This window comes from Chitinophagales bacterium, from assembly GCA_040877935.1.
Lineage (GTDB): Bacteria > Bacteroidota > Bacteroidia > Chitinophagales > CAIOSU01 > JBBDNB01.
Genome location: JBBDNB010000057.1, coordinates 183968 through 198396, shown reverse-complemented (window position 1 = coordinate 198396; position 14429 = coordinate 183968). Strand labels below are relative to the sequence as shown.

Sequence of the window (14429 nt, the reverse complement as noted above, 5' to 3'; positions counted from 1 at the left end):
ATTAATCAAAAAAGCGGCTTAATAAATTTAGTACCATTTTTTGTAGGAATTCCATGCTTTTTTGTACAAGGAGATAGACAGTGCCCAGTTTATGGCCTCGGGCATACTTGACCTCAGTCAAGATGGTGGCCCGGAGAACATCTACGTCATAGCAAATCCGGAATATAGTGATAATGAAGATGCGCTTACCCAAATTGCCCTGATGAACGGGACAATACAATTACAAGTTGATTCTGAGCAGGAGGATAAATTTACGCTCCTTCAAATGACAAGGGACAATGTCCTGTTGGGCTGCACCGATTTTGAAATGGACGGCAATAAATCATTCCTGGACATCAACAAGGAGTTTTTGGGATTGTCCTATGAAACTGATCTTTCATTTACAAGTGTCAATGCAGACTCGCAGAGTGTCAATATATCTTATATGGACAGCTTATCTTCAAGCGATCAAAACAGCCATGGGCTGACCTTAAGCAATGAAGGAATCGAGATGAGGAATGGCGATGCAACGGATTTGTACCAGGAAATCCTGTTCTCTATGGATAATGGCTGGGAATACAGGGGCAAGGACCAAAGCTCACAGACATTTACCATAAGGGACAGTTCTTTTTCTGACCTTTTCTACTTGAAAAACGATGGACAGGCCTATTTTGATGGGGATGTGGGCATCGGTACCAGCAGCCCCTCTGAAAAACTCCATGTCGATGGCAATATCCTCGCCAGTGGTTCCATAACGGAGAACTCCGATCGAAAGCTTAAGACCGATATCCAAACGCTGCAAAATGCACTTGCCAAGGTACTTAGCCTGCGTGGTGTAAGCTACAACTGGGAAGACCCTGAAAAGGACAACAATACACAGCTTGGCCTGATCGCCCAGGAAGTGGAAAAGGTCTATCCCGAACTGGTAAAGATGGACAAGGAGGGCAACAGACACCTGCGCTATACCGGCCTGATCGCACCGCTTATTGAAGCAATGAGGAGTTAAATGATGAAAAGGAGCAATTGAAAAATGAGAATGAAATTCTTCGCACCAAACTGGAAAGCCTGACAAACAACCAGGAAGGCCTAAAGGCGGAAATCGAGCTGATAAAGGAGCAGTTGTATTCAATCTCAGCTAATAAAAATTAATTCATAATTAAAAACTAATGCTATGAAAACTAAAATCTTGATTTTATTGATATCAATAGCTAATTCAGCTATTCTATATGCACAAATTCAAAACTTCACTGGGGATCAAGCAATCCAAGGTCAACTTTCAGTTGGGTCAATTAGTTTTGACTCTACGCAATTGAATGTCTCAAGCACTAACCAAGATATTATCCGACTTGAACGAAACCAAAGTGGAAGCGATAACAATACATTTAAGTTCAAAATCGGCAGTGTAGCTTATAGTGGGCAAAGCACAGTTCCGGGAAGTATCAATTTTATACTCGGAAATACAAACCCAGGTGATATGGTTTTTTCTACTGATGAGGATACAGTACAAATGGTTTTAAAGAATGGTGGTAATATTGGTATTGGTACAACTTCTCCTGAGGCTATGTTACATGTAAATGGAGGTGCAAAAATAAGTGGTGATTTAGAGCTTTCAGGTCAACTTAAAATTGACACTCTGGTTTCAGCAAGTGATACTTTTATTGCTGTAGAGGATTTAAATGTATTAAACCTTTTAAAAGTTGGCACCAGCTCTCTGTACCTTGGGAATCCTCCCGGGTCCAGTACTTCCAATCATATTTATTCTACAAATGGTGCTATGCTTATACAAGATGGGGATTTTTCCAATGAAGATGTAATCATTGCGGATAATAATGGAAATGTTGGAATTGGCATAGATTTACCACAAGCAAAACTACATGTAGATGGAGAAGCTTCAATTAATGAAAAAGTAGGTATTGGTACTTATTCCCAGCCTATAGAAAAGAAACTTCATGTTAGAACTTCTCGTTCGGGTGGTGGAGGTGGACAACAGCTGCTTTCAAGCGGAAGTGATGAAAATGGTATTCGTTTAGAGGACAGAATTGCGACTGGTATAGGTGATATTATAAGTGCTTGGGACTTAGAACCCATAGCCTCAGAAACTTCTGGTGAAAACAGTTTTAGGATCGGTATGCCAAATACACCTGTTATAACAATTTTGGAAAATAAAAATGTTGGTATTGGAACAACAGAACCTGAATTTCCACTTCATATAGAATTACCGGATGATGGTAATTTAAATGCAGTTCGTTTTGAAGGAAAACGTTCAACAAATGGAGGTCATGCTGTCCGTTTGGAGTTTGCTGCTCCAAACAGTCCTGCTCCAGTTGATGAATCTGATTTTCATATTGTAAATGCCAATACATATTCTTCAAGTGAGGGAAATAAATTAATTATTCGTTCAACTGATGATGGTGGAGTTACTGTTAAAGAGTTAATATCATTTAATCATAGTGGAGAAACTGGTATAGGAAATGTAACCCCCCAAGCTAAACTCCATGTGAGTGGTGGCGGAGTATTTGAGGGAAATTACGGACATATTTTACTGAAGTCCACAGGAGCTAATTCCAGTTGGTCTATACAATCCCACGCTGCCAACGGTGGTCTGCATTTCAGGCATGATAATGGCGGCTATGATTTTTGGGGTGATATAAAAATGCGCCTTTCAACTGATGGAACTTTGAAAGTTGGAGGGGGCATTGAGGCATGTGAAGTGGAAGTACAACTTGACGGTTGGTGCGATTATGTATTTGACGATAGTTATAATTTGATGGCTCTTGAAGATCTAGTTGGTTTTATTAAGAGTAATAAGCATTTGCCGGGAATTCCAAGCGAAAATGAACTTATGGAACAGGGCAGCTTAAAAGTAGGTAAAATGCAAAAATTACAAATGGTAAAAATTGAAGAACTTACTTTATACATCCTTGAACAGAACAAGAAAATTGAACAGCTAATGGCGAAAAATGAGGAAATGATGGGTGAGATTAACGAACTTAAAAGTAAAGTGAAATGAGATTACAACAAATATTCGCCTACAAACTTTTTATGGTATTGGGAATCTTACTTTTCACCAACTCCATGCTTAGAGCTGATAGTACATGGGTAAGTATAGATACCGTAAGTACAGGCAGTAATTTTGAGTTTTCAATGCCCTCCCAGCCAGATGTTTACGATACGCTTACCTTAAACATGTTTGCCTTAAAAGTAGATTCACTGCTTAGCCTTCAGGTATTTGAATACGACAGCACAGATTATAGTAGAGTTGACGGGCTTTTTGAAACAGCCCTTGAAGAAAGTCAGGGAGATACCCTAGAAGCTTTTAGCAAAAAAATACTTTTAACTTCAGATAGCGAATTATTGAGCATTAAGTCTGTTTCGCATAATGGTGGACAAATACAAGGGATAGAAATGGGCATTGATTATCAATCGGTTCCTTCTCCTGACTATATGTATTCTTTTATGCAAATCTTTAAATATGACGAGAAGATAGTCCTATTTATCATTACCGGCTTTGAAGCTGATGCTGACCGCTTAATGGACTTTAAGGACGACTTTTTCGACTCTATTGTTTTTTACTAAAATTATAATATTAATGAACATTAAATACATTATTATTATTACATTATCATTGTTTTGTTTTACAATAATGAACTCCTGCCAAAAAGGAAGCTGTCGAGGCAAGGTAGATGAACATTACACCTTTCCAGATGAAATGGAAAAATACTTTGGGGTGTTCCAACCTGATAATTATTGGATTTATTATAATCAGGACAGCAGTAAGAAGGACAGTATTTATATAAGTGATTTTGAAGAGAATATAAGAAGTTCGAATATTAAACCCGATTGTGTTTCATGGGATGAAAAAGATTTTGTACTTCACTCTGATCATTTAGTGCCCAATTACAAAGCACATGAAGTAGAATACACCTTTAACTGTTGCAATAGATGGAAAATTAATGTAGGAATGTCAGGCAGTACACCAATGCCTTTTCAGGTAGGTTGGCAAAGCATAAGCAATAATAATTTTGGATACAATTCTGACTCGTTAGACTCGCTATTTATAATAAATTCAAAAGAAATTAATAATACGGTTTATGTAGAAGTTTTATCTTACACAGCACAACGACCTCTACCAAATTTTTTTGAAGGAACCATTCTATTTGCACCTAATATTGGAATAATTCAGTTTTCCAGTGATATGGATACTTTTAAAATTTCAAAGCACAACCTATGAAATATTCATTAGTTATATTTTTATTATATTTTTTATGCTTGAATCATTCTTATGCTCAATATTGGGATGAATCTGAGTATTGCAATATAAATGTTAATGACCCAACATACCCAAATGCATGGAGGAAAAAGACTATTGATGCTACATTTAGGTATGAGCCTGGCGGTAGATGTAGCGGAGTGTTAATTAACAGAAATGTATCTGATGGAAACATAGGTTTTTACTTTATAACAGCTCGCCATTGCTTAGTAGGTGATGATTTAAACCAAGAATTTGATTTCTATTTTAATTATCAAAGCCCTGATGAAAACAACGGAAGTACACATCAGAGTAACGAAGGGCGTGATGAGGAACAAAGTGAAAGCTTATCAGATAATAAACACCAATATCATCACGAGTCTAAAATCAACGTAATTGGCATGTACACATGGGGTGATTTCGCTTTATGTGAAATAGAAACACCTTTGCCGCCACATTTTAACGTAAGCTACGCGGGCTGGAATCCAAATTTTTTAAACAATCCCGGTACAATTACTGGCTTTCCTGTTGACTATGTAGGAATCCATCACCCAATGGGCGATATCAAAAAAATATCAGGGACTACCCAATTGATCACTTTGAACCTGGGCATTAGTTCGGGCTGCTATACTGCTACCTCTTTTTTTGACGCTCTGTTCGGTACTTCTACACAAGTTATCTGCAACTATACAGACATTCCTTGGTATAATGTGATTTTATGGAATTACGGAACCACAGAACCAGGATCTTCAGGTTCAGGACTTTTTAATTCAATTAATAGGTTAATTGGGGCATTACACTTTGGTGCGGCAAGTTGCTCATTCAGTGCTTTAGATTCTTATGGTAAATTCCACGCCAATTACCATAATCAAGCTGTAAGAAATGTTTTAAACCCACCAAATGAAAGGATTATTAACTTAATTGGTATGCCCGGCAGAAAAATAACCTGCTATGATAACCTTACCCTGCCCGGTGGCGCTTCAAATGCAGATGGTTACTATTTCCCAGCAGAGCATTACCAGGATGAAAACAAAATAACACTCAGTGCCAATAATGATATTACGACCAATAAGAACATTACGGTATTTAATGGTGCGGATTATGAATTTACCGCTGGTAATTCTATTACCTTGGGGCCCGGTTTTAGGGTACATTCAGGGGCGAATTTCAGGGCTTCCATACAGGGCTGTCCCTCTCCAAAGAAAGGTGAAATGGACAATAAACAGCAGTTCATTGATAAACTCAGGGCCATCAAACTTCCGGAATACGAAAAACCAGAAGAGGAAAACAACAAAAAAGTTGAAACGGATTTTATCGTGATAAGGGCAGAGCCTAACCCTGCCAGCCAATCCATTAATTTGAAATTCGTGCTTGACACAAGGAAAAGCTTTGTCTATCAAATTTTTAATACCTATGGCCAATTAATGTTCAGCAGCAATGACAAAACCTACCAAAAGGGAATTTCTACCGAAACCCACAACATTAGCGATTGGGCAAACGGTATGTATATTGTGAAAGTGATAACAGATAAAAAAGCCTTTACCAAACAATTTGTGAAGATGGATAGCTATTGAACAGCAAAAACATTTTCCAAGATGTCGCATAATAGTGGACAAATACAAGGGATAGAAATGGGCATAGACTATCAATCTGTTCCATCTCCCGACTATATGTATTCTTTTATGCAAATATTTAAATATGACGAGAAGATAGTCCTATTTATCATTACCAGCTTTGAGGCTGATGCTGACCGCTTAATGGACTTTAAGGACGACTTTTTCGACTCAATTGTTTTTTACTAAAAACTAAATGATGAGATATAAATTCAACATACTATTTTACATCTTTTGCCTAATGACAGTAGTAATTTTAAATTCCTGCAACAAATGCAGGGGGGATATTGAACACTTTACCTTTCCTGAAGAAATGGAAAAATACTTTGGAGTATTCCAGCCAGGGAATTATTGGGTGTATTACAATCAGGACAGTTCTAAAAAAGACAGCATGTATATAAGTGACTTTGAAGAAAAGAAAGTGACAGTTAACGAAGAACTGCCTCCTAAATCAGATTGTCATTCCTATAACGAAAAACACTTTAAGCTACATACTCAATATTTGACCCGCGGTTATAATGTACATGAAGTTAAATACACTTTTTACTGTTGTGATAGATGGACTTTTGACACAAATATTTCAGGCCAAGCACCTAGGCCATTTGAGATAATAGCTAAAAAAACAAGCAATAACTCTTATGTCTTTAATAGCTCCATGGATACAATTTCATCGCTAACTATTAACAATACCGAGTTCAATGACGTACTGCGCTATTCGGCAAAATATCCATTTCATACACAAAACATTGAGAGCTTAGTTTTTTTTGCTCCGAATATAGGAATAGTGCAGTACTTTAATGGTTTAGATACTTTTAAAATTTCAAAATATTCGCTATGAGAACTATTGAAATATCATTTTTATTAATATTATTTTACTCATTTAGTTCTAAAGCACAGTGGGATCAATCCAAACATTGTAATATTAATGTAAATGATCCAGCCTATAATAATGAATGGAGAAAGAAATCCATTGATGCAACTTTCAGGTATATTACTTCTAGTGGAGCTGGTTGTAGTGGGACGCTAATAAACCGTAATGTCTCCGATGAAAATATAGGTTATTACTTTATAACAGCAAGACATTGTCTCACTGGAGAAGATCTTACTAACTCAAGATTTTATTTCAATTATCAAAGTCCTGACGAATACAGCAGTAGTACCGCGCAAAGTAACAAAGGAGTTTATCCAGGTCAAAGTGTAAGTCTTTATCCAACTTTTGAAAGACGTGAATATCACCATCAATCAAATATCAACCTGATAGCCTGGTACGGCTGGGGAGATTTTGCTTTATGTGAAATCGCAACGCCATTACCTCCGCACTTTAATGTTAGCTATGCAGGTTGGAATCCTAATATATTGTATAACCCCGGCACTTTTCCTGGCGGTAATGGAGATTATGTGGGCATTCATCATCCCCGTGGGGACATTAAGAAAATATCCGGAACAGATCAGGTCATTACTTTAGGTATGGAAGCGGGGTGTTATACCGCTGCAAATTTATTTGACGCAATATTTGGGACAAATACTCAGGCTCTTTGCATTCATACTGATGTACCTTATATGAATGTTCCTGGAGCATGGGAATATGGTATGCTTGAAGATGGTTCATCAGGCTCAGGTCTTTATAACTCTGACAATCGTATGATTGGTATGCTTTCTGGTTGGGATACACCTAATTGTCCTGTAACCTGGTTTGCTACCTATGGAAAATTTTATGCCAATTATCATACTCCTACGGTAAGGAGTACTTTAAACCCTTCTAATGAACGTAGCGTGAATATTTTTGGAATGCCCGGCAAAAAAATAACCTGCTATGATAACCTTACCCTGCCCGGTGGCGCTGCCAATGCAGATGGCTATTATTTCCCGGCAGAACATTATCAGGATGAAAATAAAATAACACTCAGTGCCAATAATGATATTACGACCAATAAGAACATCACGGTATTTAATGGTGCGGACTATGAATTTACCGCTGGTAATTCTATTACTTTGGGACCTGGATTTAGAGTACAACCAGGAGCAAATTTTAAGGCCTCCATACAGGGCTGCCCCTCGCCAAAGAAAGGTGAAATGGACAATAAACAGCAGTTCATTGATAAACTCAGGGCCATCAAACTTCCGGAATACGAAAAACCAGAAGAGGAAAACAACAAAAAAGTTGAAACGGATTTTATCGTGATAAGGGCAGAGCCTAACCCTGCCAGCCAATCCATTAATTTGAAATTCGTGCTTGACACAAGGAAAAGCTTTGTCTATCAAATTTTTAATACCTATGGCCAATTAATGTTCAGCAGCAATGACAAAACCTACCAAAAGGGAATTTCTACCGAAACCCACAACATTAGCGATTGGGCAAACGGTATGTATATTGTGAAAGTGATAACAGATAAAAAAGCCTTTACCAAACAATTTGTGAAGATGGATAGCTATTGAACAGCAAAAACATCATCCATACCAAACAAAGCCCCATCAATACCAGCGAGCTTTCACAGGGCATTTATTTCTATCAGGCGGAAATGATTGGTGGTGAAGTGGTGCGAGGTAAGTTTGTGAAGCGATGAGTTTAACTTTTCCAAAGCCTCAAAAACGCTGACAGGGTTCGAACCTGCTTGCCCTACCTATGTCGGCAGGCGTTTAAGGTAGGATCCTGTCAGCGTTTAGCTTTGAACACCAAAACCTTGCACGTTATAAAAAACCTACAATATTTACATATATGGGCTAACAAAATATTAAATTCATTGCATGATAAACACTGTGCTACTGAAAAGCACATTTGGACTGCACACAATGCCGGTGTTTACACTTGAGCTATCTTTGGGTTTATTGTGGAGTAAAGTATTAACAACCGTATTATTTTAATTTTACAATGAACAACATTAAATTAACGGTTGATGAAACCTGTCAACTATGAAAAATAAAGAGGACATCATAAAAGGCTTCAAAGCAGTGGATTTCATGAGAAAAGTCAGGGATAAAATCAGCCGGGATATTAAAGACATGAGTTTTGAGGAAATGAAAAAATATTTCGAAGAAAGAAAACTCAAATTAAAATCAAAATAGAGACAAACGGATGAACTTAAAAGAAAAAAAAGCAATCGTAAGTGGAAGCAGTAAGGGAATTGGAGCTGAAACAGTTAAGCTACTGATTTCAAAAGGCTGTAAGGTAGTAGGCTGGAGCCGCACCGGCTCAGGATTCACCAATGAAAACTACCGGGAGTTCAATCTCGATATCAGCGATGAAGAAGCTGTGGATGCAGCCTACAAAAAGAGTTTGGATTTTCTGGGAGGCATTGACATTGTAATCAACAATGCCGGCTTTGGACATTTTGCCAAAACCGATGAATGCAATTCGGATACCTGGCGGAAAATGTTTGATGTGAATGTCAATGGACTGTTCTACCTCACCAAAAGAGCTCTGAAAGACATGAAAAAAGCCCAGCACGGTCACTTTATCAATGTATCGTCCATTGCCGGGACAACAGGTATAGAGCAAGCTGCCGGTTATTGTGGTACCAAACACGCTGTGCGCGGGATTTCCCATTCGCTTTACAAGGAAGTGAAAAAAGACAATATCAAGGTCACTTGTGTGTATCCCGGTTCGGTCAATACCCATTTTTTCGATGAAGTGGAGGGCACCAAAGCCAATGACACCATGCTACATGCTGATGACGTTGCAAAACTCTTTATTCAATTGCTCGAATCTCCCGATAATTTCAATACTTTAGATGTGGAGATTCGTCCGATGAATCCCGTATATTCATAAAATAAAACAGCTTTTATGAGAAAGATAAAATTTCGTGAAGCTTTGAATGAAGCCATGACGGAGGAAATGCGCAGAGATGAGCGCGTTTTTTTAATGGGAGAAGAAGTAGCGGAATACGATGGCGCATATAAGGTAAGCCAGGGCATGTTGAAAGAATTCGGCCCGAAACGGGTGATCGACACCCCTATTTCAGAACTTGGTTTTGCAGGCATCGGAGTAGGTGCAGCTATGAACGGCACCCGTCCCATCATTGAATTTATGACCTGGAATTTTGCAGTTTTGGCATTCGACCAGGTAGTGAATTCTGCCGCGAAAATCCTGAGCATGTCGGGCGGACAATTTGCTGCGCCAATGGTATTCAGAGGTCCTTCAGGCACAGCAGGACAACTTGGCGCACAGCATTCGCAATCTTTTGAAAGCTGGATAGCCAATGTTCCGGGATTGAAAGTCATTTCCCCTTCCAACCCATACGATGCAAAAGGTTTGCTAAAATCTGCCATCAGAGATGAAGACCCGGTTTGCTTTTTCGAGTCAGAGCTGATGTATTCCGATGAAGGAGAAGTACCTGAAGACGAATACCTGATTCCAATTGGTAAAGCAGACGTGAAAATTGAAGGATCGGATGTGACAATCATCTCCTTTAACAAATCCATGAAAATAGCGGTGAAAGCTGCGCAGGAATTGAAAAAAGAAGGCTACAGTGCAGAAGTCATCGATCTGATGACCATCAGACCGCTGGATATTGATACCATCATCAAATCGGTAAAAAAGACCAACCGCCTGGTGATTGTTGAAGAGGCCTGGCCTTTTTCCAATGTATCTACAGAAATTGCCTTCCGCATACAAAATGAAGCCTTTGATTATCTTGATGCACCCATTCGCAGAATCAATACTGCTGATGTTTCTATGCAATATGCTCCTACTTTGGTAGAGGAATTTATGCCCAATGTAGAACGCACTGTAAAAGCTGCTTTGGATGTATTGTATGTAAAAGCATAGAGCTTTAGGATACAATATCATTTTAGGATTTATGGGGTTGATAAGTGTTTGTTTAGTAACATTTATTTATATTTGATACTTTATGCTATTCAAAACTCAATCATTGAAGTTTGCAAAGCGATAGATGAATATCAGAATTACGTATCCAAAGAATGGTATGGAAAAAAATTCATTCAATTATCGGACTCTACTAAATTTTATCTCAATAAAAAAATTGGAACGAGAATTTCATTTCAGTATCATTACGAAATACATCCTCCACCTCCAAAAAAATACCCCAATCCAAAACATTAAAAAATGGCAAACTACATAGATGGCTTTGTTTTTCCCATTCCTCGAATATATTTGAGCGAATACAAAAAGGCAGCTGAAAAAGTAGCTGAAATTTGGAAAAAGTATGGTGCTATTGCTTATTTCGAATTCGTTGGCGATGATCTGTCTTTAGAAGGCACGAAATCCTTTACAGAAACTATAGATGCAAAGGAAGAAGAGGAAATTGTATTTGGTTGGGTTGTTTTTCCTTCAAAAGAGATACGTGATTCAGCCAACAAAAAAGTTGCGGCAGACCCAAGAATGAAAGAACTAATCGCACCCCTGACAGACCATAAATTAATCTTTGACGCCAGCAGAATGGTCTATGGAGGCTTCAAGCCGCTTGTTCAATCTGAATAGCAGAGACCATTACTGCGCTACAATCCTTCCAACTTGGCTTTCCTTGCTATTTAGATTAATCCGGTAAATGTATATCCCACTTTTTAGAACCTTTATGCCCAATGTAGTACGCACTGTAAAAGCTGCTTTGGATGTATTGTATGCCAATGCATAAAGTGTTATATTTCGCTGTTCACCAGCTTACAGACCTATGTTTATTGTTTTAATCCTGTTACTCGCAACATCGCTACATGCCCAGGACAATCTTTTTCAAAAAGAATTATACGGCAAAGCAGTAGCTGAATACGAGAAAGGAGAGCTCAAGAAGGCACTTCGTTATTTCAACGAATACATTGACCTGGGTGGCAACGAAAGCGATGCCTATTTCTACAGAGGACAAACCCGTCAATATTTGGAAGACTATCGTGGTGCCGTAGCAGATTTCGACAAATTGATTGAGCTGGATGAAGCAGATGAACAGGTTTTATACCTCAAAGCCAATGCGCTGTTTGAAATGAATTTCTTTAATGAAGCGCTCAAGTCAGTCAACAATGCCATCAACCTGGATTCAACATACAGTGACGCCCGATTTCTTCGGGCTACTATATTCTATGTGCAGGACCATTGCCCCCTGGCCGAAAAAGACCTCTACTGGCTACTGAAAAATGATGTGGAATTATCCGCTCTCGCTTTCTATTATCTCGGAAAATGCGCACGGGAATCAGAAAACTATAGTGCTGCAAAAGATTTTTTTATTATGATAGTAGAACTGGATCCTGAAAATTCAGAAATTTGGTATGAACTGGGTTATGTACAGGTAGATTTAGAAGAATACAAAAATGCAATAAGCTCTTTTGACCGCGCTCTGGAACTTGACAGCAACTTTGCAAAATGTTATCACGAAAGAGGCCTGGCGCAATATTTTTTGCGCAATACAAACAAGGCCTGCTCCGACTGGCAAAAAGCCAAAGACCTGGGCTCCGACCTTGCTGCTGAAAAAATTGAGGAGTATTGTGGTGCGGATGAAGATGAGTGATTGTTTGGAATAAGTTGGGGGAAACACAGAAAAGAAAAACCCAACACACTGAACAACAGTATATTGGGTTTTTAATTGGTGGAGATACGGGGAGTCGAACCCCGGACCTCTTGACTGCCAGTCAAACGCTCTAGCCAACTGAGCTATATCCCCATCATTTAAGCGAGCTCAAAATTAAGCATTATTTTCATTTCGCTGAACTTCCTGCTGAATAATTTCAGAATCCACTCTAAGAATGATCCATAGCATACATTCAATTTATTCACCTCTGTTTTTGAATCATATTTCATTCATTAAATCTTTTTATAGCTTTTTACGTATTATTTATCATTCATTTTAACTAACTTAGCAAAAATTATTTAGTATGAAATTTCATTCATTAATTTCTTATATTTATATTTATGACTGATATATCAAACATTAATTGGCCGGCATTAAGCGACAAAGCAATTGCCAAACAGATTGGTCATTTTATCAAAACACAGCGCCTGGAACAAAACAAAACCCAAAACCAGATAGCAAAAGCAGCTGGTATAAGCCGTTCTACCTTAAGCCTCCTGGAACGCGGGCAAACGGTTACGCTGGCTTCTTTCATTCAGGTTTTACGCGTATTAGACAAGCTTCATTTGTTCAAAATATTTGAAACAGAAGAAAAAATCAGTCCACTGGCACTGGCCAAAATGCAAAAACAGAAGCGGCAGCGCGCACGCCCTTCCAATAAAAATAAAAAACCAGAAAGTGATTGGTAAACAACATCGGGGCAAGCCTCGGAGCACCCGCCTGCTTAGTCGGGCAGGTTTAAATCTCGATTATCGAGTAAATTATGGAAACTGCATTTGTAAAAATATGGGGGCAAACAGTCGGGGCAGTGGCCTGGGATGGAAATACCGAAATAGCCAGTTTCGAATACGACCCGGGGTTTGTCGCTTTCAATAGGGAGCTGGCGCCTTTAAAAATGCCCTTGCAACGGGGTGAGATATACAGCTTCCCGGAATTGAGAGAGAAAAAAGGTTCGGGACTCAATACCTTCAGGGGACTGCCCGGGTTGCTGGCAGATTCCTTGCCCGATAAATACGGCAACCAGTTGATCAATGTATGGCTGGCACAAAACGGTCGCCCGGAAAACAGCATGAACCCGGTTGAAATGCTCTGTTTTATCGGAAAAAGAGGCATGGGCGCCCTGGAATTTGAACCGGCAAAATTCAACGAACAGAAAGGAAGCTTTAGCCTTGAAATAAGCAGCCTGATTGATATTGCACAGAAAATGCTTTCCCAAAAAAAGGATTTCAGTACCAACTTACAAAAAGATGAGGAAGCAGCGCTGAAAGCTATTTTAAAGATCGGAACTTCTGCCGGTGGAGCAAGACCCAAAGCATTGATCGCTTACAATGAAAAAACAGGAGTGGTCAGATCAGAACAAACAAAAGTCCCTAAGGGGTTTGAACACTGGCTCTTAAAATTGGATGGAGTAAGTGATGTACAATTGGGCGCCAGTCATGGCTATGGACGGGTAGAAATGGCATATTACCTGATGGCCGTGGATTGTGGGATTGACATGATGCCTTCCCGGCTATTGGAAGAAAACAACCGTACACATTTTATGACCAAAAGATTCGATCGTGAAGCTGGCAACATTAAACACCATATCCAAACCTGGTGTGCCCTGAAACATTTTGACTACAACGATGTGGGCAGCTTTAGCTATGAGCAACTTTTCCAGACCATGCGGGAATTGCGCCTGACTTACCCCGAAGCAGAGCAGATGTTCCAAAGGATGGTTTTCAATGTATTGGCCAGAAACTGCGATGACCATACCAAGAATTTTGCCTTTCGATTGAAAAAAGACGATGAATGGAGACTGGCTCCGGCCTATGACCTTTGCCACGCTTATCGCCCGGGAAGCGAGTGGGTAAACCAGCACGCCCTGAGCATCAATGGAAAAAGAAAAAACATTACCCGGGATGACTTGCTGAAACTTGCTGAAGCCATGAATATCAAAAAGGCCAAGCAGGTTATTGACCAAATCAATGAGGTAGTCAAAAATTGGAATACATATGCAGAAGAGATAAAAGTAAAAACAGAATTACGCGATGCCATTGAAAAGACTTTGGTTCATTTGTAGTCAAATATGATAAA

16 protein-coding genes and 1 tRNA gene are annotated in these 14429 nt (G+C 39.0%); 16 read left to right on the top strand and 1 reads right to left on the bottom strand.

Features of this window, described 5'->3' with window-relative positions; all coding sequences use genetic code 11:
* Positions 1-61 precede the first annotated feature (61 nt).
* From WD048_16280 to WD048_16215, 14 genes are all read left to right on the top strand, one after another.
* A complete protein-coding gene (locus WD048_16280) occupies positions 62-985 on the top strand; it encodes a tail fiber domain-containing protein (protein ID MEX0813776.1) in 924 nt (307 codons plus the stop codon).
* Positions 986-1150: 165 nt separating this feature from the next.
* Positions 1151-2989 (top strand): hypothetical protein, encoded by a 1839-nt coding sequence (locus WD048_16275; GenBank protein MEX0813775.1) that lies wholly within the window; start codon positions 1151-1153, stop codon positions 2987-2989.
* Positions 2986-3555: a hypothetical protein gene (locus tag WD048_16270; GenBank protein ID MEX0813774.1), complete on the top strand. Its 570-nt coding sequence runs from the start codon at positions 2986-2988 to the stop codon at positions 3553-3555. Before WD048_16275 ends, WD048_16270 begins: the two co-directional genes overlap by 4 nt.
* A gap of 13 nt (positions 3556-3568) precedes the next feature.
* Positions 3569-4210: a hypothetical protein gene (locus WD048_16265; GenBank protein ID MEX0813773.1), complete on the top strand. Its 642-nt coding sequence runs from the start codon at positions 3569-3571 to the stop codon at positions 4208-4210.
* Positions 4207-5802, top strand: a complete 1596-nt coding sequence (locus tag WD048_16260; GenBank protein ID MEX0813772.1) for a T9SS type A sorting domain-containing protein — start codon at positions 4207-4209, stop codon at positions 5800-5802. The genes WD048_16265 and WD048_16260 overlap by 4 nt, the downstream gene beginning before the upstream one ends.
* Positions 5803-5823: 21 nt before the next feature.
* The gene (locus WD048_16255; protein ID MEX0813771.1) at positions 5824-6030 is read left to right on the top strand and encodes a hypothetical protein; all 207 of its coding nucleotides are present in this window, start codon (positions 5824-5826) and stop codon (positions 6028-6030) included.
* 52 nt (positions 6031-6082) lie between these two features.
* Entirely contained in the window at positions 6083-6679 is a 597-nt protein-coding gene (locus tag WD048_16250; GenBank protein MEX0813770.1) for a hypothetical protein, read from the top strand.
* A complete protein-coding gene (locus WD048_16245) occupies positions 6676-8277 on the top strand; it encodes a T9SS type A sorting domain-containing protein (protein ID MEX0813769.1) in 1602 nt (533 codons plus the stop codon). Before WD048_16250 ends, WD048_16245 begins: the two co-directional genes overlap by 4 nt.
* A complete protein-coding gene (locus WD048_16240; GenBank protein MEX0813768.1) occupies positions 8274-8405 on the top strand; it encodes a hypothetical protein in 132 nt (43 codons plus the stop codon). The genes WD048_16245 and WD048_16240 overlap by 4 nt, the downstream gene beginning before the upstream one ends.
* Before the next feature lie 346 nt (positions 8406-8751).
* Entirely contained in the window at positions 8752-8904 is a 153-nt protein-coding gene (locus tag WD048_16235; GenBank protein MEX0813767.1) for a hypothetical protein, read from the top strand.
* A 10-nt stretch (positions 8905-8914) separates the two neighbouring features.
* Positions 8915-9607, top strand: a complete 693-nt coding sequence (locus tag WD048_16230; protein MEX0813766.1) for an SDR family oxidoreductase — start codon at positions 8915-8917, stop codon at positions 9605-9607.
* 15 nt (positions 9608-9622) lie between these two features.
* On the top strand, positions 9623-10606 hold the full coding sequence (locus tag WD048_16225; GenBank protein MEX0813765.1) for a pyruvate dehydrogenase complex E1 component subunit beta: 984 nt from the start codon (positions 9623-9625) through the stop codon (positions 10604-10606).
* Positions 10607-10903: 297 nt separating this feature from the next.
* Positions 10904-11278, top strand: a complete 375-nt coding sequence (locus WD048_16220) for a DUF1428 domain-containing protein (protein ID MEX0813764.1) — start codon at positions 10904-10906, stop codon at positions 11276-11278.
* Positions 11279-11468: 190 nt separating this feature from the next.
* On the top strand, positions 11469-12293 hold the full coding sequence (locus WD048_16215; protein MEX0813763.1) for a tetratricopeptide repeat protein: 825 nt from the start codon (positions 11469-11471) through the stop codon (positions 12291-12293).
* A 76-nt stretch (positions 12294-12369) separates the two neighbouring features.
* Here the strand turns inward: WD048_16215 and WD048_16210 are convergent.
* Positions 12370-12446, bottom strand: a tRNA-Ala gene (locus tag WD048_16210).
* Positions 12447-12694: 248 nt separating this feature from the next.
* On the opposite strand from WD048_16210, the gene WD048_16205 reads away from it, so the two are divergent.
* Positions 12695-13042, top strand: coding sequence for a helix-turn-helix transcriptional regulator (locus WD048_16205; GenBank protein MEX0813762.1), 348 nt, complete (start codon positions 12695-12697; stop codon positions 13040-13042).
* A gap of 74 nt (positions 13043-13116) precedes the next feature.
* Positions 13117-14415: a type II toxin-antitoxin system HipA family toxin gene (locus WD048_16200; GenBank protein MEX0813761.1), complete on the top strand. Its 1299-nt coding sequence runs from the start codon at positions 13117-13119 to the stop codon at positions 14413-14415.
* The last annotated feature ends 14 nt before the right edge of the window (positions 14416-14429 follow it).